The sequence below is a fragment of the Aquimarina sp. EL_43 genome (genome assembly GCF_943422735.1).
GTDB classification, from domain to species: domain Bacteria; phylum Bacteroidota; class Bacteroidia; order Flavobacteriales; family Flavobacteriaceae; genus Aquimarina; species Aquimarina megaterium.
Genome location: NZ_CALSBR010000001.1, coordinates 3064863 through 3086630, shown reverse-complemented (window position 1 = coordinate 3086630; position 21768 = coordinate 3064863). Strand labels below are relative to the sequence as shown.

Below are 21768 nucleotides of genomic sequence, written 5' to 3'. Positions count from 1 at the left end.
CATTAGATAAAAAAACAGCATTTCACGAACAGAATGTAAGTATAACCCTACCTTTTCCTTAAGATCAAAGCTTAAATTACGTATTTTAAAGGATTTTTACTATATTAGGGCTATAAGCAAATTTTTTACTGTTTTTTAACACATTTAACCTAATTATAACTTTGTTTTAAACAATTAATAACCATAATCTCAAAAAGTTTAGTAATGAGAAGAATTATACTTTCTAATATTTTAATGACTTTGATTCTAGTTAGCTGTGGTGTTCCTCAGGCTGACTTTGATAAATTAAAGGACGAAAATGATAAACTAAAAAAAGAAATTGCAGAATGCCAGCTAACTCCTAGTCAAATACTTGAGCAAGCGCAGGAGTATCATGACGCCTTAGACTATATCAGAAGTAAAGAACGACTCGAAACTCTGGTTGATAAATACCCTAACTCTAGCGAGACCAAGAAAGGAAAAAGCTTACTGAAAAAGGTTAAGAAAGAAATTCTTCAAGCTGAAAAAGCACTAAATAAAGATGAGTTAACAGAAAAAAATAATTCTAAAGAGTATCAAAAAGCGATTGCTAAAATGCGGAAGAAGTATGACGCTGTTAATGAAGTGACCTGGTATTCAGACAAATCTTCTATTCAGGTAAATACTAAAAGTTATTTTCAGATTTATATTGGTAAAAAAGATAATCGTAAACCATGGTTAGGATTTTCTATAAACTATTTCACTAAAAAGGATTGGTTATTTGTTCAAAGAATCGAAATAGATGTGGATGGTAAAATCTATGATGTAGAAGAAGACACCCCCGGAGAGTTTAATTCTAAAGAAGAATCTGGAGGTAAAAGAGAATGGATTGATCGTGTAGTAAAACAGCTTGAGATGCCAATGATAAAAGCAATTGCTTCGGGGAAAAAAGTTAAAATAACATTTTTTGGTAAAGAAGACGTTGACTCGAGAGTTGTAAGTAAGGCAGAAAAGAAATCTATGCAAAATGTCTTGGCAGCCTTTGATCTACTTAGAGAGCTTCATTAAATCATAAAACAACCTAAAATAAGCGGTTTGAAAAATAGATTGACAATATGTTCATTTATTTTTCAAACCGTTTCTTTTATACAAACTAACACTAAAATAGGGTTCGTAATCGAATACTTCAATTTTGTGGATGATATCCTAAAAATTCTCCCTATATTCCGCCACTATGGAATAAAACAGAAAAAGAAAAATGGAATTTATTAAACCCTTGACCTATGGAGTGCCTCTTTTTTTGGCATTAATTTTATTAGAACTCACCTACAGTAAAACCCACAATCACAAGGACTTATATAACTGGAAAGACTTAACTGCTAGTTTAACTATGGGTGTGGGATCTGCAATCTTAGGGCCATTGATCAAAACTATTTTTTCTATTGTACTCTTTCATTTTGTATACGAACTTTTTAACCCAGAAATCGATGGGGTTCGAACTAATATTATGGGTTGGAAGTCCTTTGGATTTGCATGGTACGTTTGGCTTTTATGCCAACTTGCAGATGACTATACTTATTATTGGTTTCATAGGCAAAATCATATGGTAAGAGCTTTGTGGGCTGCACACATTGTACATCATTCTTCGGATAATTTTAACCTTGGTACCGCAGTAAGAAATGGATGGTTCACTCTTCTTTACAAACCATTATTTTATATGTGGTTACCTGCAATAGGTTTTCCTCCTGAGATGGTAATAGTTTGCTTAGGTATAGAAGCTTTATGGCAATTTCAACTCCATTCGGTGTATGTTCCTAAAATGGGGTTTATTGAAAAAATATTCAACACACACACCATGCATCAAGTACATCATGCCAAAAACGTAGAATACATGGATAAAAACCATGGTGGTTTTCTCAACATTTTTGATAAGATATTTGGCACCTGGAAAGAACTAGACGAAGACATAGAAATACAATATGGTGTTACACATGCACCAAACTCATATAATCCTTGGGTGATTCTCACTCATGAATATAAGGATATATGGAATGACACCAAAAAATCAAAAAACTGGTACCATAAATTCATGTATATTTTTGGCCCTCCAGGGTGGAGTCATGACGGTAGTACTTTGACCGTAAAACAGATGCAACGAGAACTACTTAAGCATAAAAAACAAAAGGCTTAATAAAAATCCTTATTTTTAAGATTCTCAAGAATATTTATCATTATGGATTATCAAGGTCTCATAGATCAACAACGTCTATTTTTTAATACGAATACGACAAAAGACATCTCTTTTAGAATTAGAGAACTAAAAAAGCTAAAAAGTGTCTTACAAAAAAATGAGAAGCTACTTTATACGTCTATCTATACAGATTTTAAAAAGTCTGAATTCGAAACTTATGTTACCGAGTTATCTATAATCTATCACGAAATTGATCTTGCTTTAGTAAAAATTAAAAAATGGGCTCGAAAAAGAAAAGCTTCTACAGGATTAGCAAATCTTCCGGGGAGAAGCTACATTATCCCAGAACCATATGGGAGTGTTCTTGTAATCGGAGCATGGAATTACCCATATCAATTATCACTTTGCCCAGCAATTGCAGCAATTGCAGCTGGGTGCACTGTTATTCTTAAACCAAGTGAGATACCATCTCATACCTCTAAAACAATAGCTTCGCTTATCAATCAAAATTTTGATCCTTCATTTTTTAAAGTTATCGAAGGCGGAGTACAAGAAACATCTGATCTTTTAAAAGTTAAATTCGATAAAATATTTTTTACAGGAAGTGTATCGGTAGGAAAAATAATCTATCAGGCAGCCGCAAAACATCTTACTCCGGTTACCCTGGAATTAGGAGGTAAAAGCCCCGCAATTGTTACTAAAGATATACATATTAATATGGCAGCCAAAAGATTGGTTTGGGCTAAATTTCTTAATGCCGGACAAACTTGTATTGCCCCCGATTATGTCTTGGTAGAGTCCTCTATATACGATCAATTTTTAGCAGCGATGCAAAATCATATTAACAAAGCTGATTATAAAGTAACTCATCATAATTACACGCAGATCATTAATGATAAAAATTTTGATCGACTTAATAGCTTAATAGATCCTGATAAAATATATGTAGGTGGCTTGGGTGATCCAGAAGAGCGAGTAATACCGCCAACAATTCTAAAAGATATTTCTTTTTCTGATAAAGTAATGCAAGAAGAAATCTTTGGCCCTATTTTACCAGTGCTTTCATTTGATTCTATCGAGGAAGCTATCACAAAAATTAAAACACTATCCAAACCTCTTTCTTGCTATGTTTTTACCAAAAACAAAGCTGTAAAAAACAAAATTCTAAACGAAATATCCTTTGGAGGCGGTGCTGTAAATGATGCTGTAATGCATTTTGCAGAACAATCTCTCCCTTTTGGAGGTGTTGGTGATAGTGGCATCGGAAATTATCATGGAAAATATGGATTTGATACTTTTTCTCACTTTAAGAGTATTCTTCAAAAACCATTTTGGATAGAACTTAATTTAAAGTATGCTCCATATAGTGCAAAAAAATTGAAATGGTTAAAACGAATTATCGGGTAAATACAACGTAATTAGCCTGAATGATTTTCAATAATTTGTTAAAAAAAGCAATTAACACCTATCGCCGAGCTTTGATCGCAAAGACTAGGGGATATAACTTCTCTTTTCTAACAAACATCTTGTTTTTATCCTTAATTAAACCAGGGAAAACCTCATAAGGCGATCCATCATATTCATTTAAGTATTCTATAGTTAACCCAGCTTCTGTAAGAGATGATACTACCTCTCCTAATCCATGATTCCATCCATACTCTTTACTAATCATATTAGATTCTGGATTAGCATATGTTCCTTGATATTCTTCATAGATGACATCTTTTTGATGATATCCATATTTCATTATAGGCTTCTCTTCTAAGTAATCAAACATCCATACTATAGGGTGAAACTCAACTATATAAAAAACACCTCCAGGTTTTAGTCGCTCGGCTATCATTTTGCCCCAGGGTTTTAGATCAGGTAACCATCCAATGACTCCATAACTAGTAAAAACAATATCAAACTTATCTTTAATATATTCTGAAGTATCCAACACATTACAACATATAAATTTTGCATCCAGACCCAACTCTGCATTTAAACTTTTAGCCAATTCGATTCCTTTTTCAGATAGATCAACACCAGTACATTTCGCTCCTAACCTACTCCAGCTTAAAGTATCCTGCCCAAAGTGACACTGAAGATGTAATAATGACTTACCAGATACATCTCCTAGCGCTTCTAGTTCATATTGTTTCAATGAAGTTTTTCCCCTTTTAAAAGCTTCTATATCATAAAAATCACTTCTGGCATGAATATCTACTTTTTTATTCCAGGTCTGTTTATTGGTTTCAAAATAATTATGTAATTCTTTAGACATTATAGGATTAATTTAATCAGGTATACTTATTTTTCATAAATATAATAAAGTCAATTCTATTAAGGTATATGAAAAAAAACAATGGGATGTAATAAACAAATACAAAACCGTAACTTTGAAAAATCAGTTTTCAACCTATTATTATGAATAGTCTCTCTACTACATTTTTTGTTTTTATTATATGTATTTCATTTTCTGTAAAATCGCAATCTTTTGATAATCCAGAAAGCATAACATTTGATGAGGCAACAGATTCTTATTACGTTTCAAATATTGGTAGTGGAGAAATCCTTAAAATAGATAAAACAGGTAAAAAGACATCTTTTGTATCGGGATACACTTCATTTCTTGGCGTGAAACTACACAATGGAGTTATTTATAGCGCAGAAAACAATAAATCTGGAGATGATTTTGTTAGAGGATTTGACATATCGACTGCTGAGTTAGTATTTTCATTACGTATACCAAACACTAAACAACTTAATGATATCGAGTTTGATAATACAGGAAATTTATACATTTCGGATCGTGAAGGAAACACAATCTTTAAAGTATCGATCGATAATAAATCTTATGAAATTCTGGATAATACTATTAATACTCCGAACGGACTTTATTTTGACATCAAAAAAAATAGACTATTAGTCTGTAATACAATAGATAAAAGTGCAGTATACGAAATAGATTTAGAAAGCAAAAAAACCACATTAGTTGTCAAAACCAATTACCCACATTTAGATGGAGTTACAATGGATAAAAACGGATCAATTTATCTTACTAGTTGGTCTATTGATTGGAAAAAAAGTATCCTTTTAAAATATAACAGTAATGAATTTATTGAAATTGCAACGAATAGCAATGGAATGGCTGACATAGAATATAATCAAAAAACGAATGCGATCGATGTTGCGCAATTATTTGACAACTCGATATTACACTTTAATCTTTCGAATAAAAAATAGTATCGCTTATATATAAAATTCTAGCTCAATTTTTTATTTACAAAATAAGTACAGCTTCATAAATAAGGGATTTTATACAACTCTAAAGCTGTCTATACTTATAATTTAATTCAAAAAACCTTATTTTTTTTCTACTTTTTTCACTAGTTGAGGTTTCCCGTAAGAATTCTAAAAAAATCTGTATTAAATTAGTAATAGAGAAAAAATAGCACAAAATATACTTCTCATTATACGTCAGTTTACCGATCAATAATTACTTATACTTACTATAACTAACTATGAATGACTTAATTTTAAAAGATATAAATATGAGTTTAAATAGAATAGCTAGAAAAAGTGGTGTAACATTAAACTCACTTAGAGATCTTACTGAAGGAAATGTAAGATCTGGCATAGCAAATAAACTTGGGGTTACAACTTCTTCATTACAAACATTTGTAGATGGAGGTACTAGTAATGCACTTGCTACTAAAATAGAAATAACCTCATCGAGCTTACAAGAACTTAGAAACATGATTGGACAAAGAGGTGCAATTGGATTAATCGTTAGATTATTATTAGTTTGAACCCCTAACTATCATAGTTTATCATAATCGATCTTCTTTTTACGAATATCGATAACTCCCATATTGTTTCTCTGTTTCGATAGAAACACATTCTACAGATATCCAATACATCAAAAGAACTTATCAATGAGGTCAAAAACATAGACTTAAATCTTTTACATTGATTTGTAATAAAATCATATAAAAAACGACCTACACTATATGATAAAAGAATTTAAAGAATTTTCGACCGGTGCTGTATTAAAAATTGCCAACGAAGAACTACTACAATCCTATACAACATCAAAACTTGTAGAATTATATACTTTTATCTGGGTTAGAAGTACTGATACTAGTATAGAGATTGATGGAATTTCTACAACAGTCAAAAAAGATAAAATTATAGTGTTAACTCCAAATCAATATTTTAAATTTATTGATGGATCAGATATTTTAGTATATCAGTTTAACAGGGAGTTTTATTGTATCAAAGATCATGATAAAGAAGTAAGCTGCGTCGGAGTACTTTTTCATGGCAACACCACCATTTCTATTGTAGAATTAAATATAAAAGAACAAAACAAATTAGATCAATTACATAAAGTTTTTCTGGATGAATTAGATACCGTAGATACTATACAGGCAGAGATGTTACGTATGCTAATGGCCAGATTTATAATAACGACCACTCGCCTTATTAAACAACAAAGCAATTATAATAATCTTGGAGATCAGGTAGATTTGATCAGAAATTTTAATATCCTGGTAGATACCCATTTTAGAAAAGAACATGCTGTAGGTTTTTATGCTCAAAAACTATTTAAGTCTCCTAAAACGTTATCAAATAATTTTGCGAAATTTGAGAAAAGTCCTCTGCAGATTATTCATGATCGAATAATTTTAGAAGCCAAACGCTTACTTATCTATACTGATAAATCTGCTAAAGAGATTGCTTATGAAATTGGTTTTGAAGATGCATCTCATCTTAGTAGAATGTTTAAAAGACATACATCTCTTTCTCCTTCAGAGTTTAAAAAACAATTAAAACCAGAATCCGAAGGGAAGTATTGACAAGAATACGGGAAAAAAATCCATATATTAGTATTCGTTTTTGCCCCAACTTTGTATCCTAAAAATAAAATAATTTACCGAAGTATTTTCGGATAAAGTATATTAGATATGAAAAGTTCAATTCGCACAATCAAAACAACAATACTAGGCATCTTATTCCTTTCTCTTTCAATAAGTAATGCTCAAATAATTTATGAAGATCAATTAGAGACCGTATACCTCAATAAAAATGCAGAAGAGGTTGTGTATACAAATAGCTTTAGCGATTTTAATAATGATCTCATTGCTATAAATGAAATCAGTTTCAAGAATCAAATTCAAAAAGCTAATCAAAACAACGACCATTTATTGTTTCTTTCGGAGAGAAGTAACCTGCAAATTCTAACTTCAACTTACTTAAAAACTATACGTAGAGGAGCCAATCAAAGCAATGACCCTAAGTCTTTTAAAGCTTTTCTTAATGAGAAATTACCAGAGTTAATTCATCAATTTAGAAAAGATAATAATCTAGAAGAATTGTATATTATCTCAAGAAAGAATACTTTTAATGGGAAAATCGACGCTTTACCCAGTGTTTTGTAACGTGTTTACCGCACTATAAAGCTAACAAATAACAACCTAACATGAAAAAGATTCTACCCCTCTTGTTACGAATCGTCGTAGCATTGATCTTAATTCAAACACTAAGATTTAAATTTACTGCTCATCCAGATAGCGTGTACATATTCACAAAAGTTGGATTAGAGCCTTATGGTCGAATAGGAACAGGGATAACCGAACTAATCGCCGGAGTTTTATTATTAATACCCAAAACAGCGTGGATTGGTGCAATGTTAACCCTAGGTATTATAGGAGGAGCTATCATGATGCATTTAACCAAACTAGGCATTGAAATTAATAATGATGGCGGAATTCTCTTCATTACAGCTGTAGTAACTTTTGTATTAAGCGCTGTTATTCTTTGGATGAGAAGAAAAGAAGTCAAGTTTTTTTAACTCTAAAGCGATTAAATACTAATCTATAGTATTCAAAAAAAAGTATTCAACACCTCTTTATAATAGAGGTGTTTTTTTATGTCCGGGAAAAATCGACAAGCCTCAGGGAAAAACCACCATTTCTTTCCCTTCTTCTATGGCGCATCTTTGCATTGTTAATTTAAAACAATATAAAAATGACCGTACAACATAAATCAATTTTCAATTTAATTGAAATTTTTAGCCAAGGAAGAAAAAAAATAGCCGCCGCTATTCATCCAAAAACACATTGCGAGCAAAAAGCTATTCATGATTTTTATTGTGATACCAAAAAATCTTTCGCACAAAGGTAAGTATCAAAATAGATCGGGAAAATTTGACAAGCAATCGGGAAAAACGACTATTCTATCCCGCTTATTTCAACACGATCTTTGCCTCAATAATTTAAAACAAAACAACAGAAGCCCAAAAAGGTTTCAATTTCAATAAAATAACTTAAAACAATTATATTATGAGCACATTTAATGTACCAACAAGAGAAGAAGTAAACGCTGGTAATCAAGCAATATTTGATAATTTAAATAAAGCACTAGGATTCGTACCAAATCTATATGCCACCTATGCCCATAGTGATACAGCATTAGAAAACTACCTAAACTTTTCGAATGCAAAAACATCACTCTCTGCTAAAGAAAAAGAAGTAGTGAATTTAGCCGTAAGCCAGGTAAATGATTGTATTTATTGTTTATCTGCCCATACCGCTATAGGAAAAATGAACGGATTTACCGATGAGCAAATTTTAGAACTTAGAGCTGGTCGTGCTTCTTTCGACACTAAACTGAATGCATTAGCCGGATTAGCCAAAAATATTACAGAAAATAGAGGTAAAGCTAATCAGGATGTTGTAAACAATTTTTTAAATGCTGGATATTCTAAAGGAAACTTAATAGATACTATCGTATTAGTAGGAGATAAAACCATTTCTAATTATATACATAGCACAACCCAGGTTCCTGTAGATTTCCCAGTTGCACAACCACTAGAAACTACCGAAGTCTAATTACCCCCGATTGAACCTCACAGATTGATATCAAACTCGATTGGTATCTCTGTGAGGTTTACAAAATAATTTCAAAACAATTTAAATTCAAGTATCAAAATCATGAAAAAGTTAATTACAGTATTCTCATTTATTTTAGCAATCACATTTAGTGCACAAGCACAAAAAGTAAAAAATGTTTCTTTAGAGCAGACTAAAGGAGAATTCACTCAAAAAGAAATAAAACTATCAGAAGGAAGCTATGTATTCAATATTACCAACAACCATGCAGGAACAGATGTTGGTTTTGTACTAGTTCCAGAAGGAAAAGACGCTTCTAACGCCGAAAATCATATCAAAACAGCATATGTAACCAAAGTCGTAGCTGAAGGAAAAACAGAAAGCTCTCAAACAGTTAAATTACAAAGAGGAACCTACAAATATTTTTGTCCTTTAAACAAAACTCCTCAATACACTTTGATTGTAGAGTAATTCTCTCTATCTTTTTAAAACCTAAAACCTTGTTAATCTCGATTAGCAAGGTTTTTCTTTTTATATTTTAGCCAAAAATAACCCACAATGAAAAAAGCCTTAATAGTATTATCATCTATTTTATTATGTGTCGCATGTAACAACAACACTAAAAAAGAAAATACATACGAAGAGGATATAGAAGTTAGAGACCCAGAGCCTTTGGCAGATAAGAATAAAAAGAAAATACCAACAACGGCAGAAGCAATTGCTAATGCCAACGGGTTACAGCATTGGGATAAGGTAAAAGAAATTAAATTCACCTTTAATGTTGATCGAGACAGTAGCCATTATCATAGATCCTGGAGTTGGAAACCCAAAAATGATATGGTGACTTTAACCTCTGAGCAGGATACTATAACCTATAACAGAACTCAATTAGATAGCACTTCTACTAAAGCAGATCAAAGATTTATTAATGATAAATATTGGTTATTAGCTCCTTTCAATCTTGTTTGGGATGCAGCTAGTTTTACTTCAAAACATGAAGTAAAAGCCATCGCTCCTATAAGTAATGTCGAAATGCAAAAATTAACCATAGTGTACAAAAAAGGAGGATATACCCCTGGAGATGCCTATGATTTTTATTTTGAAGGAGATTTTAGCATCAAAGAATGGGTATTTCGAAAAAATAACCAACCAGAACCTTCTATGATAACGACTTGGGAAAATTATCAGAATTTTAATGGTATTAAAATTGCTAAAACTCATAAACTTCATGAAGGAAACAGAAAGCTCTATTTCACAGAAATTGAAGTAATTACTGACTAAAAATCGCAAGCAATCATCACACCTCTTCGAAGTCATTTATATTACTTCGTATACCTTATTTCACGATTTCTTTTACTGAGTTTAATTCTAATTAGAGAATACATAGTATTTCTTCTAATTTGATCTTATACATATCAAAATTAAGTTTATTGCTTTTAGTATCATTTTATTTTTGTAAATTAGTGAAACACTGTTTCAATTATTAAAACACTCGAGATGACCATAGCATCAAAAGCTAGTTTAGAATACGCAAAAGAGCTTGATCAAAAAGATAAAATAGCACAATACAGAGATCAATTTCATATTCCAAAAGACAATAACGGAAACGATTGGATATACATGTGCGGTAACTCTTTGGGGTTACAACCAAAAACTACAAAAAAATACATTCAGCAAGAACTTGAGGATTGGGCTAATTATGGTGTAGAAGGCCATTTTGAAGCCAAAAATCCCTGGATGCCATATCATGAGTTTTTAACAGATACTATGGCAAAAGTAGTCGGTGCAAAACCTCTAGAAGTAGTTATCATGAATACGTTAACTACCAATTTACATTTGTTAATGGTATCTTTTTACCAACCCAATAAAACTAAATATAAAATTGTAATAGAGAGTGATGCATTTCCTTCTGATCGATATGCAGTAGAATCTCAATTGCGATTTCATGGTTTTGATCCCAAAGAAGGGTTAATAGAATGGAAACCACGTCCTGGTGAAGAATTATTGAAACTAGAGGACCTAGAAACTATTCTTGATCAACAAGGCGACGAAATTGCTTTATTATTAATTGGAGGCGTTAATTATTATACTGGTCAATATTTGAACCTTAAGAAAATTGCAGATCTAGGACATTCCAAAAATTGTATGGTTGGTATTGATCTGGCACATGGCGTTGGCAATATCCAACCAGAATTACATGAATCCGGAGTCGATTTTGCTGCATGGTGCACGTATAAATATTTAAACTCTGGTCCTGGCAGTTTGGGAGGATTATTTGTTCATGAAAAACATGCATATAACAAAGATCTAAAACGTTTTGCCGGTTGGTGGAGTCACAATAAAAACACCCGTTTTAACATGCGTCAAGAATTTGATGTTATGCCTGGTGCAGAAGGATATCAATTAAGCAACCCTCCTATTCTGTCTATGGCAGCGATTAAAGCTTCTCTAGATATTTTTAATGAAGTAGGAATGGATACTTTGAGAAAGAAATCTAAAGCATTAACAGGGTATTTCGAATTTTTAATTAACGAGATAGATACCGATAGAATCAGAATCATTACTCCCACTAATCCAGAGGAAAGAGGATGCCAATTATCTGTTCAGGTTAAGAATGCAGATAAAAGTTTACATCAACAACTTACAGATCATCATATTATTACAGATTGGCGAGAACCTGATGTTATTCGTTGTGCCCCAACGCCGCTATACAATAGTTTTGAAGATGTATATCGAATGACCGAAATATTAAAAACACTGGTATGACGCAAAAAGAAGAAAATATACTGATCATTGGTGCAGGTCTATGCGGCTCTCTCTTAGCATTAAGAATGGCACAAAGAGGATACCGGGTAACTGTATATGAAAGTAGACCTGATTTAAGGACTACCGATATCTCTGCTGGGCGTTCTATCAATCTCGCGTTGTCTGATCGTGGTTTAAAAGCCATGAAAATGGTTGGTATCGCAGATAAAGTAACTCCGTTTTGTATCCCGATGTATGGTAGGATGATTCATGATATCAAAGGAAATACATTTGCTTCGAACTATTCTGGAAGAACAGGAAAATACATCAATTCTATTTCTAGAGGAGGTTTAAATGGATTGCTATTAACCGAAGCCGAAAAATATGAGAATGTGACCATTCATTTTAATAAAAAATGCACTGGTGTTGATATCGAAAATACAGTTGCAAAATTTAAATGTTATACAACGAAAGAAAAGTTTGAAGTACATGCAGATATCATCTTTGGTGCAGATGGTGCAGGTTCTGCTCTTAGAAAGAGTTATTATCTCGAAAAAAAGTTCCTGTTTAGTTACTCTCAGAATTATCTAACACATGGCTATAAAGAATTAGAAATTCCGGCAGGCAAGATAGGAAACCATCAAATAAGTAAGGATCATTTGCATATCTGGCCCCGTGGCGAATATATGCTTATAGCTTTACCAAATTTAGATGGTAGTTTTACGGTAACCCTATTTTTATCTTATGATGAAGGCGAGTACAATTTCAACAATCTAACCAATATTGAAAAAGTTACCGAATTCTTTAAAACACAATTCCCTGATGCTCTTGATTTAATTCCAGATATTGACCATGAGTTCTTTAACAATCCAACAGGAGCATTAGGTACTGTAAAATGCTCACCGTGGTGCTACAAAGGGAAAACACTATTGATTGGGGATGCTGCCCATGCAATTGTACCATTTTATGGTCAGGGAATGAACGCTTCTTTTGAAGATGTTGTGGTTTTTGATGAAATTTTAGAACAACATCAGGGAGATTGGAGTGCTACTTTTAAAGCATATCAAAAAGTGCGAAAAGAAGATACAGATGCCATTGCAGATTTAGCAATTGATAATTACTTCGAGATGCGCGATCATGTAGCTAATCCCTTGTTTAAAGAAAAAAGAAAACTAGAAATGGATTTAGAAAAAACATTTCCCGATACTTACTTCTCAAAATATTCTATGGTCACTTTTGATGAAAACATTGGGTATGCCAAAGCCATGAAGATTGGGAGAGCGCAAGACAAAGCTTTACTAAATTTAATTGCCGATCATGAAATTGACACCTCAAAAGATTTAAAAAGCATATTTGATCAAGTACAACAGGAAACCAGTGAAATACTTGAAGAAGATAAAATTGCAGGATTAAAATAAGTATGGCACTTAAAACAAGAACCGGAAAACGTAAGTTTTTCTAAACAAAAAATGAAAATTATAGATTCTCTATACGTAACATTAATATTTCAATACTATTAACCATGAACAAAGGAAAACTAATACAAGGTAAAGCCACTCCAAGAGGTAAGTTTCCACATGTAAAACGTGTTGGAGATTTTATATTTGTTTCTGGCACAAGTTCCAGAAGACCAGATAATTCATTCGAAGGAGTAGAAGTAGATGAATTTGGTACGACAAATCTAGATATCAAAGCACAAACAAAAGCTGTTTTAGAAAACATTAATGATATTCTAAAAGAAGAAGGTGCAACCCTAAAAGATATTGTTGATGTTACTTCTTTTTTGGTTAATATGAACGATTTTGGAGGTTATAATAAGGTTTATGCTCAATATTTTGATTATGATGGACCAACAAGGACTACTGTAGCTGTGCATCAATTACCTCACCCTCATTTATTGATAGAAATAAAGGTAGTTGCCTACAAAAAACAAAACTAAAAGTTTGTAATCTCTAAAAAATCAAGGTAATCATGAGTAATGCCATAGACAAAAAAATTCTAAATACTTCGGTTGAAAAAGCATTCAATATTCTAGACTGCTTTTCAACAGATACAATAGAATTAGGTGTTACCGAAATTGCGAAACTAATGCACACCAATAAAAGTGCGGTATACAGAATGTTAGCAACTATGGAAGCCCTTAATGTAATTCAACAAAATACAGAAAACGGCAAATACCGATTAGGGCTTAAATTATTCGAATTAGGGCAAAAAGTAAGCATTAATCAAAATTTCATATCTAAGGCAAGGCCCTTTATGGAAGAATTGGTAAAACGTGCTGGTGAGACCGCTCATTTAGCTATTTACAAAAATCAAAAAGTATATTTCTTAGACAAAGTTGTAGGAAGACATGATTTACAAATCAATTCACAGATTGGTACAGAAAAACCTCTGCATTGCACTGGATTGGGAAAAATTATGCTTGCATTTGTAGAACACGATTACAAAAAAATTATTAAAAATCTTGATTTAGAGTCAGTCACTAAAAACACAATAACCGATAAACAAAAATTAATTATCGAAGTTGAGAATATTAAAAACAATGGTTTTGCTTTGGATCTGGAAGAAAATGAAATAGGATTGGTATGTGTTGCTGTTCCTGTTTTTAGTACTAAAGGAAGATTTATTGCCGCAATAAGTACCTCTGGTCCCTCGGCTAGATTTAATGAAAATGAAATTCAAACTTATACGGGAGATTTGAAACAAACTGCCGAGCAACTAAAATACATTTTCAGTTAATTAAAAAAATTGAGAACGCATGAAAAAAATTAAAAACTATATTAACGGGGAGTTCAAAGCTCCTGTACAAGATGAGTGGATTGATAACTACAACCCATCTACTGGTGCTATATATAGTTTAATTCCTAATTCTTCGACAGCAGATGTGCAGATCGCCTATGACGCTGCTGCTCAAGCATTCCCTAGCTGGTCAGAAACACCATTACAACAACGTAGCGAAATTTTAGCTAAGATAGCATCATTAATAATAGAAAACCTGGATCAACTTGCTCAAGCAGAAACTATTGACAATGGTAAACCTTTAAGCTTATCTACCAGTGTAGATATTCCAAGAGCATCTTCCAACTTTCAATTTTTTGCTAATGCAATTACACAGTTTGCAAGCGAAGCGCATGAAAGCACAGGCTTAAATGCTATTAATTTTACTCTAAGGCAATCTATCGGTGTAGTGGGTTGTATTTCTCCGTGGAATCTGCCACTCTATTTATTTACATGGAAAATTGCTCCGGCATTAGCTGCTGGTAATACCGTAGTAGCCAAACCTAGTGAAATTACACCAATGACAGCTTATTTACTTGGCGATATCTGTACTAAAGCGGGTTTACCAAAGGGTGTTTTAAACATTGTTCATGGATTAGGGAATACTACTGGGCAAGCCATTATAGAACACCCAAACATTAAAGCCATTTCTTTTACAGGAGGAACGGCAACAGGAGCACATATTGCCAAAACTGCTGCTCCAATGTTTAAAAAATTATCTCTGGAGTTGGGAGGTAAAAACCCAAATCTCATTTTTGCAGATTGCGACTATGATAAAATGCTTAATACAACACTAAGATCATCATTTGCAAACCAAGGACAAATATGCCTTTGTGGCTCCCGAATATTTATAGAAAGAACGATTTATGATAAATTCAAAACTGATTTTATTGCAAAAACCAAAGCGCTAAAAGTTGGTGCTCCTCTTGATCCCGAAACTAATTTAGGCGCACTAGTTTCAAAATCCCATTTAGAAAAAGTAAAATCATATATCGGTATAGCAGAAGAAGAAGGTGGTACTATTCTCTGTGGTGGTAATTATGTAACGGTAAATGGATATGAAAAAGGGTATTATTTACAACCAACCATTATCGAAATTAACACTACAGATTGCAGATTGGCGCAAGAAGAAATTTTTGGACCAGTTGTTACGATTATGCCATTTGATAATGATGATGATGCTCTAACTATGGCAAATAATGTGCGCTACGGGTTATCATGTACAATTTGGACAAATAATTTAAATAGAAGTATGTATTTAGCAAAGCACATACAAGCTGGTATCGTTTGGGTAAACACCTGGATGATGCGTGATTTACGTACCCCATTTGGAGGTACAAAAGATTCTGGTGTAGGTAGAGAAGGTGGATTTGAAGCATTAAGATTTTTTACCGAACCTAAAAACGTTTGTATACAATATTAAGATATGAGTATTAAGTATTGAGGAATCAGAATTAAGAGATCAGGCAACTAGAAAAAATAAGATTTACTGATACTTAAATGTAATAAATCAGATAATTATTAATAAAAATACTGTGTACATCTGTTTTAAACATTTTAAATAATTGTAGCGTATAAAAATAAATAATGAACAGAAGAATACATTTTTGAACTTTTATAAGTAAACACATTAGAAAATATGAAATTGAAAATTTCGATAATCATCTCAATACTAACATCTAAACACTCAATACTAAAAAAATGAATCTAGGTCTAACTCATAAAAATGCATTAGTGTGCGGGAGTACTCAAGGTATAGGAAAAGCATCTGCTAAACAATTAGCCGAATTAGGAGCCAATGTTACCTTAGTTGCCAGGAATGAAGAAAAACTTCAACACGTCTTAACAGAATTAGCAACAGATCAAGGGCAATCGCATACTTATATCGTAGCAGATTTTCAGAATCCAGAAAGCCTACAGCAAAAAATTTCTGCTACAGAGCAAGCTTTTCATATTTTAGTAAATAACACAGGAGGGCCTGCTGGAGGACCAGTGTTTAATGCCTCTCTGGAAGAATTTGAACACGCCTTTACCCAACACTTGAAATGTAATCATATCCTGGCACAAACTGTAGTACCCGGAATGAAAAAAGAAGGATATGGAAGAATAATCAATATTATTTCAACCTCTGTAAAACAACCATTAAATGGATTAGGTGTTTCTAATACCATTCGTGGTGCAGTAGCAAACTGGTCAAAAACATTAGCTAATGAACTTGGCGTATTTGGAATTACTGTAAACAATGTGTTGCCCGGTGCTACGGCGACAGAACGACTAAATGAAATCATTAATAACAAAGCAACAAAACTAGGAAAATCAATAGAAGAAGCTTCTGATGCTATGAAAAATGAAGTGCCAGCAAAACGATTTGCCAAACCGCAAGAAATAGCTTATGCTATAGCATTTTTGGCATCTGAAGCTGCATCTTATATCAACGGAATAAACCTTCCTGTTGATGGAGGAAGAACAAAGTCTTTATAGTTAACTATTTGTTATTACAAAATAACAATCAAAATAATTAAATTTAATACAAAATACTAATCAATAGTGTAGATTATAATGATAGTATTTATGCTATAGAATAAACAACACATCTAAATTAAAACAAGCATATGAGCAATCTAGTTTCACCATTAAATTTTAAAGCCTGGATAGACGAACATCGCCATTTACTAAAACCTCCTGTTGGTAATAAATGTGTATGGAAAGACGGAGATTTTATTGTAATGGTTGTTGGGGGACCTAATAATAGAAAGGACTATCATTATAATGAAACACCAGAATTTTTCTATCAGGTAGAAGGAGATATGGTATTAAAAATAATAGATAATGGCGAACCTAAAGATGTTCATATCAAAGAAGGTGATATTTACCTATTACCACCCAAAGTCCCACATTCTCCACAGCGAGGGGCAAATACAGTAGGTTTAGTGATTGAATATCCACGAGAAGAAAAAATGATGGATGCTCTGGAGTGGTATTGTGAAAATTGCAATACTCAACTATATAGAGAAAAATTTGCATTGGACAATATAGAAACCGACATGCCTATAATTTTTGATACATATTATAGTGACAAAACAAAATGCACTTGTTCTAATTGTGGAAGCGTAATGGATGCTCCAAAAAAGAAAAAACAATAACCTAATTAAAAAGATTCCTGTATAAACAACAGGGATAACATCTATAATGAAAAGAAAACTTCGCATAAACGGTCATTCACATTTACTGCCATACCCAGAAGAGATTCCTCAGTTCATGAAAGACAAAGAGATTTTTTGGGTAGATGATGAACGTAAGTACATGTTACAAAAAGGGTGGAAACGCCCGGTTACTCATTCTAGTTTTTTCTTAGATGAAAAATTAGAGTGGATGGAGCAAAATAAAATCGATCATGCAGTAGTATTAAACCTTTCTCAATTATATGGTAACGGTTTACGTCTAGAAGAAATGAAACATGCATTACGATTTCAAAATGATTTTAATGCCCACGTACAACAAGATCACCCAGATAAGTTCTCTTGTGGTTTTGTTATACACCCTGGATTCATTAACGGAGCACTATGGGAAATGGAGCGTTGTGTAGAAGAATTAGGAATGCATGTACTATGCTTACCCACTCACTTTATGGATTCTATCGGACAGTGGCGATGTATTTTTGATGAGGAAAATGATCCGATTTTTGAACTAGCAGACAAATATAAACTAGCTATAGAAGTTCACCCTTATGATGGTGATAAAATGATCAAATTAGAAAATGTTTCCTGGCGTTTTCACTTGGTATGGATGCTTGCCCAATGTGGTGATGCTTATCATTTTTATACTCTTAACGGGATGCAAACTCGCTATCCAAACATTAGAACTTGCTTCGCTCATGGAGGGCAATTAGCACAAATGAATTTAGGAAGACGTATCCAGGGATTTGACGGAAGACCAGACCTCTTTAAAGGAAAACAACATCCTCGAAAAGCGGTAGGGCATCCTAATATATATTTTGATACCCTGGTACACGATACCGATTCATTAAAACTAACTGTAGAACGACAAGGTAGTGATCAGGTAATTATGGGGCTAGACGATCCTTATCCGTTGGGTGAAATGGAAAGTGAACCACAGTCTTCTTACCCAGGAAAAATATTGGATTTAGCATTGGATCGTAATATTATAACTACAGAAGAATATGATGATATCTGGGAAGATAATGTTTTACGCTGGTTATTTGGAGATAATGAAAAAGCAAAGCAAGATTTAATAGATAAAATTTTAGGTAAAGAAAAAGTTCATTAGGAATATCAAAAATCGTTATAAAACATTCTAATTTTGTATCTAAAAAACCAATAATCATGCATTTTATTCCTGAAGAACTGGATACGTATGTAGTAAACCATACCCAAAAAGAACCTGAATTACTACAACAATTAAATCGTGAAACATATCAAAAAATATTACAACCCAGAATGCTTAGTGGCGCTTATCAAGGGCGTGTTTTAAGCATGTTAGCTAAACTTATTCACCCAAAAAACATACTGGAAATAGGAACGTATACAGGGTATTCTGCCATATGCCTTGCCGAAGGGATTCAAAAAGATGGAGAATTGCATACCATTGATATTAATGAGGAGTTAGAAGACTTTCAAAGAAAATATTTTGACCTTTCTGGTTATGGAAAACAAATTCATCAACATATTGGTGATGCTACCGAAATTATCCCAAATCTGGATATCAAATTTGATCTGGTGTTTATTGATGCCGACAAACCTAACTATCCTACTTATTTTGAATTGGTTATTAATAAAATGAATTCTGGAGGTGTAATTTTATCAGACAATGTATTATGGAATGGTAAAGTAATCGAAAAAGTTGAAGAAGAAGATATTTCTACCAAAGCTCTTTTGGAGTACAATACACTTTTGATCGAAGATAAACGAATAGAAACTGTATTATTACCTATTAGAGATGGGTTAACCATTAGTAGAGTACTATAACTTTTACAAAAACACAAGGCTGTGGCATCTAAATACCACAGCCTTGTGTTTTATATTTCATCTGTTTTTATTGAACCGCTTTTAATGCATCAATATTACCATAACCAAATTTACTATTACGATTAGGGTAAAACTCTCCTGCTTTCTTTAGTTTATCCAGTACTTGAGCTCTAGTCATATTAGGATTACGTGCCCATACCAAAGCAGCAATTCCTGCTGTGGTAGCTGTTGCTACAGAAGATCCTCCTACATAAGTTTGTATTCCTGTATTAAATCCTAATACGGGTACATTTCTATTAGAGTTTCCTGCTCTCTCCATCACAATAGTAAAATCGATTTTACTACCATCATGACAGATATTACAACGATTATATCCATTATCTTTTATACCTGTAACCGCAACAGTCTCTGACATACTTGCTGGAAAAATAACACCATACCAATTTGTAAACGAAGTCGATGTACCTCCCGCAGCGATTATCATTTTCCCTTTCCCATATGCATATTTTACGGCATCTTTTACATTACCAATAGACCAGGGATACCCAATAGACATCGAGATAATCTTAACATCTCCTCTATTTCCTAATGCTTTTAATGCATTACTTACTCCTTTACGCTCATGATAATCATTTAGTACAACATCCTCTGTTCCTCTATAGGCAACCAAATTACAGTTATACGCTACTCCTACTGGCATAAAATCATCATTACGAGGTGATGCAATTGCTGATGCCATAGAAGTACCATGCCCACACTTATCATTTGGGCCATCTAAGTTATTAGACCACCACCATGGAGAGTCGATAAAAGTACCAAATCGTTGTACAAACCTTCCATTAGAAACCCCATCATTAAATCCACTACCAAGTAAATTCTGACTTGCAGAAATTCCAGTATCAATCAAACCAACAGTGATACCTGCCCCGGTACTATAATTCCAAGCCTGTGGTACTTTATGAATGTCAAAATTCCAAGGTAATCGTGCATTAGGTGAAATTACTCTATAATCCCCGCTATTTATAGATTGTCCACTTTTACTACATCCCGCAGATTTCTGTTGGTTTGAGTTATCTTCTTGTAGATAAAAACCATAACCAATTGGGTCTAAGTAACGAATTTGATCTGCTTTTTGTAAAGCTTTTATGGTTTCTAAACTAGTAACTTTTACATCAGTTACATTAAGTATTTCATCGGCAGATATTACAGAATTAGACTTACTTGCTCCTTCTTTAGACTGTATAATACTATATACATTTTCTCTAGCATCATTTAGTCTTGATGATCTTTGGATAGAGAAACTTTCTCCTTTTTCTCCAAAACCAACACTTAACACTTCTCCACCGTGTACTACAGCACTCCATAATACCGCAGAAGGTGCTTTCATCCAGTTTACATCACCATTTTGTTTTAATTCGCCTTCGATATACGTATTAACTTCTGATACAGAAAGTAATTTTTGAGATTCAGAAATTTCTGAATTTGGTTCTACAATTTCATTAGGATTTTCTTTAGAGCAAGAAAATACAAGAATTAGTCCTAAAGTTAGAAGAGTAATCTTTTTCATTTTTAGAATAAGTTTTTAAGAGTTTGTGTGTAAAAGTCAATAAATGACAATATCGTAAAAATTACGAATAATTATCATTTTAATAATTTCACAGCTAATGTATTAAATTATATTCAGATATTTTACAATTAAATTATCATATAATCAGAAAAAACATCAATATTATGCTTGCATAGGACCAAAAAAAGTTACTGAAGCCTTGTAACAAGTCAGTGTTTACGGGGTGTTTAATCGGTTAATATTAAAAGTGAAAATATTTTAAAAAAAAATCACTTTTTTTGAATATTAATCAGAATTTACAAGGAAAAACAAACAAAAATAAGCTTAGGAAAGGATATCGCAATTTAGAATTTGCGTTTTATCGGACCAGTAACTTTATCAATATCATCTTTGACCTGGTCGATCTCCTTTTTTATATCAGATGTAATAGAAGTAGGAATATCGGTATCAATACCGTGTTTTTCTGCACTTTTGGTAATTTCGGTTTTAATATCATTGGTTGCATCTTTAACGATACGCATTCCTTTACCCAATCCTCGTGCAATCTCAGGAATCTTATCTGCTCCAAAAACCATAACCAATATAAAAACAATAAAGGCAATTTCGGTTCCGCTAATAAATAAAGGTAAGGTTGTCATAACAATGCAAATATAATCAATATTGTGT

The 21768-nt window shown here is 32.8% G+C and carries 24 protein-coding genes; 21 read left to right on the top strand and 3 right to left on the bottom strand.

What is annotated here, in order from left to right; translation table 11 throughout:
- Positions 1-204: 204 nt before the first annotated feature.
- The 3 genes from NNL09_RS13075 to NNL09_RS13065 all read left to right on the top strand — a co-directional run bounded on the left by NNL09_RS13075 (position 205) and on the right by NNL09_RS13065 (position 3556).
- Positions 205-1026, top strand: a complete 822-nt coding sequence (locus tag NNL09_RS13075; RefSeq protein WP_196909514.1) for a hypothetical protein — start codon at positions 205-207, stop codon at positions 1024-1026.
- A gap of 190 nt (positions 1027-1216) precedes the next feature.
- Positions 1217-2149: a sterol desaturase family protein gene (locus tag NNL09_RS13070; RefSeq protein WP_025666571.1), complete on the top strand. Its 933-nt coding sequence runs from the start codon at positions 1217-1219 to the stop codon at positions 2147-2149.
- Between the two features lie 42 nt (positions 2150-2191).
- The gene (locus NNL09_RS13065) at positions 2192-3556 is read left to right on the top strand and encodes an aldehyde dehydrogenase (RefSeq protein WP_196909513.1); all 1365 of its coding nucleotides are present in this window, start codon (positions 2192-2194) and stop codon (positions 3554-3556) included.
- A 58-nt stretch (positions 3557-3614) separates the two neighbouring features.
- Here NNL09_RS13065 and NNL09_RS13060 read toward each other — a convergent pair whose 3' ends face one another.
- On the bottom strand, positions 3615-4415 hold the full coding sequence (locus NNL09_RS13060) for a bifunctional 2-polyprenyl-6-hydroxyphenol methylase/3-demethylubiquinol 3-O-methyltransferase UbiG (protein ID WP_196909512.1): 801 nt from the start codon (positions 4413-4415) through the stop codon (positions 3615-3617).
- A 143-nt stretch (positions 4416-4558) separates the two neighbouring features.
- Here NNL09_RS13060 and NNL09_RS13055 point away from each other — a divergent pair, with 143 nt between their 5' ends.
- The 18 genes from NNL09_RS13055 to NNL09_RS12970 all read left to right on the top strand — a co-directional run bounded on the left by NNL09_RS13055 (position 4559) and on the right by NNL09_RS12970 (position 19535).
- The gene (locus NNL09_RS13055; protein WP_196909511.1) at positions 4559-5377 is read left to right on the top strand and encodes an SMP-30/gluconolactonase/LRE family protein; all 819 of its coding nucleotides are present in this window, start codon (positions 4559-4561) and stop codon (positions 5375-5377) included.
- A gap of 308 nt (positions 5378-5685) precedes the next feature.
- Positions 5686-5943 carry a hypothetical protein gene (locus NNL09_RS13050; RefSeq protein WP_035096431.1) on the top strand — a complete coding sequence of 86 codons (258 nt, stop codon included), beginning with the start codon at positions 5686-5688 and terminating at the stop codon, positions 5941-5943.
- 201 nt (positions 5944-6144) lie between these two features.
- The gene (locus NNL09_RS13045; RefSeq protein ID WP_196909510.1) at positions 6145-6993 is read left to right on the top strand and encodes a helix-turn-helix domain-containing protein; all 849 of its coding nucleotides are present in this window, start codon (positions 6145-6147) and stop codon (positions 6991-6993) included.
- A gap of 108 nt (positions 6994-7101) precedes the next feature.
- Complete coding sequence (locus tag NNL09_RS13040) at positions 7102-7575, top strand: hypothetical protein (RefSeq protein ID WP_196909509.1); 474 nt, start codon at positions 7102-7104, stop codon at positions 7573-7575.
- A gap of 41 nt (positions 7576-7616) precedes the next feature.
- Entirely contained in the window at positions 7617-7988 is a 372-nt protein-coding gene (locus NNL09_RS13035) for a DoxX family membrane protein (RefSeq protein ID WP_025666564.1), read from the top strand.
- Between the two features lie 176 nt (positions 7989-8164).
- Positions 8165-8320, top strand: a complete 156-nt coding sequence (locus NNL09_RS13030) for a hypothetical protein (protein WP_160112139.1) — start codon at positions 8165-8167, stop codon at positions 8318-8320.
- A gap of 158 nt (positions 8321-8478) precedes the next feature.
- Positions 8479-9027, top strand: coding sequence for a carboxymuconolactone decarboxylase family protein (locus tag NNL09_RS13025; RefSeq protein ID WP_025666563.1), 549 nt, complete (start codon positions 8479-8481; stop codon positions 9025-9027).
- Positions 9028-9129: 102 nt separating this feature from the next.
- Positions 9130-9498, top strand: a complete 369-nt coding sequence (locus NNL09_RS13020; RefSeq protein ID WP_025666562.1) for a cupredoxin domain-containing protein — start codon at positions 9130-9132, stop codon at positions 9496-9498.
- An 87-nt stretch (positions 9499-9585) separates the two neighbouring features.
- Positions 9586-10308 carry a hypothetical protein gene (locus NNL09_RS13015; RefSeq protein WP_025666561.1) on the top strand — a complete coding sequence of 241 codons (723 nt, stop codon included), beginning with the start codon at positions 9586-9588 and terminating at the stop codon, positions 10306-10308.
- Positions 10309-10524: 216 nt separating this feature from the next.
- Positions 10525-11793, top strand: coding sequence for a kynureninase (gene kynU / locus NNL09_RS13010; RefSeq protein WP_196909508.1), 1269 nt, complete (start codon positions 10525-10527; stop codon positions 11791-11793).
- Entirely contained in the window at positions 11790-13190 is a 1401-nt protein-coding gene (locus NNL09_RS13005; protein WP_025666559.1) for an NAD(P)/FAD-dependent oxidoreductase, read from the top strand. The genes kynU and NNL09_RS13005 overlap by 4 nt, the downstream gene beginning before the upstream one ends.
- Before the next feature lie 104 nt (positions 13191-13294).
- On the top strand, positions 13295-13711 hold the full coding sequence (locus tag NNL09_RS13000; protein ID WP_025666558.1) for a RidA family protein: 417 nt from the start codon (positions 13295-13297) through the stop codon (positions 13709-13711).
- Between the two features lie 32 nt (positions 13712-13743).
- Positions 13744-14511: an IclR family transcriptional regulator gene (locus tag NNL09_RS12995; protein ID WP_025666557.1), complete on the top strand. Its 768-nt coding sequence runs from the start codon at positions 13744-13746 to the stop codon at positions 14509-14511.
- A gap of 19 nt (positions 14512-14530) precedes the next feature.
- The gene (locus NNL09_RS12990) at positions 14531-15973 is read left to right on the top strand and encodes an aldehyde dehydrogenase (RefSeq protein WP_196909507.1); all 1443 of its coding nucleotides are present in this window, start codon (positions 14531-14533) and stop codon (positions 15971-15973) included.
- A 278-nt stretch (positions 15974-16251) separates the two neighbouring features.
- Positions 16252-17031, top strand: coding sequence for an SDR family oxidoreductase (locus tag NNL09_RS12985; protein WP_196909506.1), 780 nt, complete (start codon positions 16252-16254; stop codon positions 17029-17031).
- 131 nt (positions 17032-17162) lie between these two features.
- Positions 17163-17693, top strand: a complete 531-nt coding sequence (locus NNL09_RS12980) for a 3-hydroxyanthranilate 3,4-dioxygenase (RefSeq protein ID WP_025666554.1) — start codon at positions 17163-17165, stop codon at positions 17691-17693.
- Between the two features lie 46 nt (positions 17694-17739).
- Positions 17740-18837 (top strand): amidohydrolase family protein, encoded by a 1098-nt coding sequence (locus NNL09_RS12975; RefSeq protein ID WP_025666553.1) that lies wholly within the window; start codon positions 17740-17742, stop codon positions 18835-18837.
- A gap of 56 nt (positions 18838-18893) precedes the next feature.
- Positions 18894-19535: an O-methyltransferase gene (locus NNL09_RS12970; RefSeq protein ID WP_196909505.1), complete on the top strand. Its 642-nt coding sequence runs from the start codon at positions 18894-18896 to the stop codon at positions 19533-19535.
- Positions 19536-19602: 67 nt separating this feature from the next.
- Here the strand turns inward: NNL09_RS12970 and NNL09_RS12965 are convergent, their stop codons facing one another.
- A complete protein-coding gene (locus NNL09_RS12965; RefSeq protein ID WP_025666551.1) occupies positions 19603-21102 on the bottom strand; it encodes a S8/S53 family peptidase in 1500 nt (499 codons plus the stop codon).
- A 344-nt stretch (positions 21103-21446) separates the two neighbouring features.
- Positions 21447-21740, bottom strand: coding sequence for a twin-arginine translocase TatA/TatE family subunit (locus tag NNL09_RS12960; RefSeq protein WP_024768994.1), 294 nt, complete (start codon positions 21738-21740; stop codon positions 21447-21449).
- Between the last annotated feature and the right edge of the window lie 28 nt (positions 21741-21768).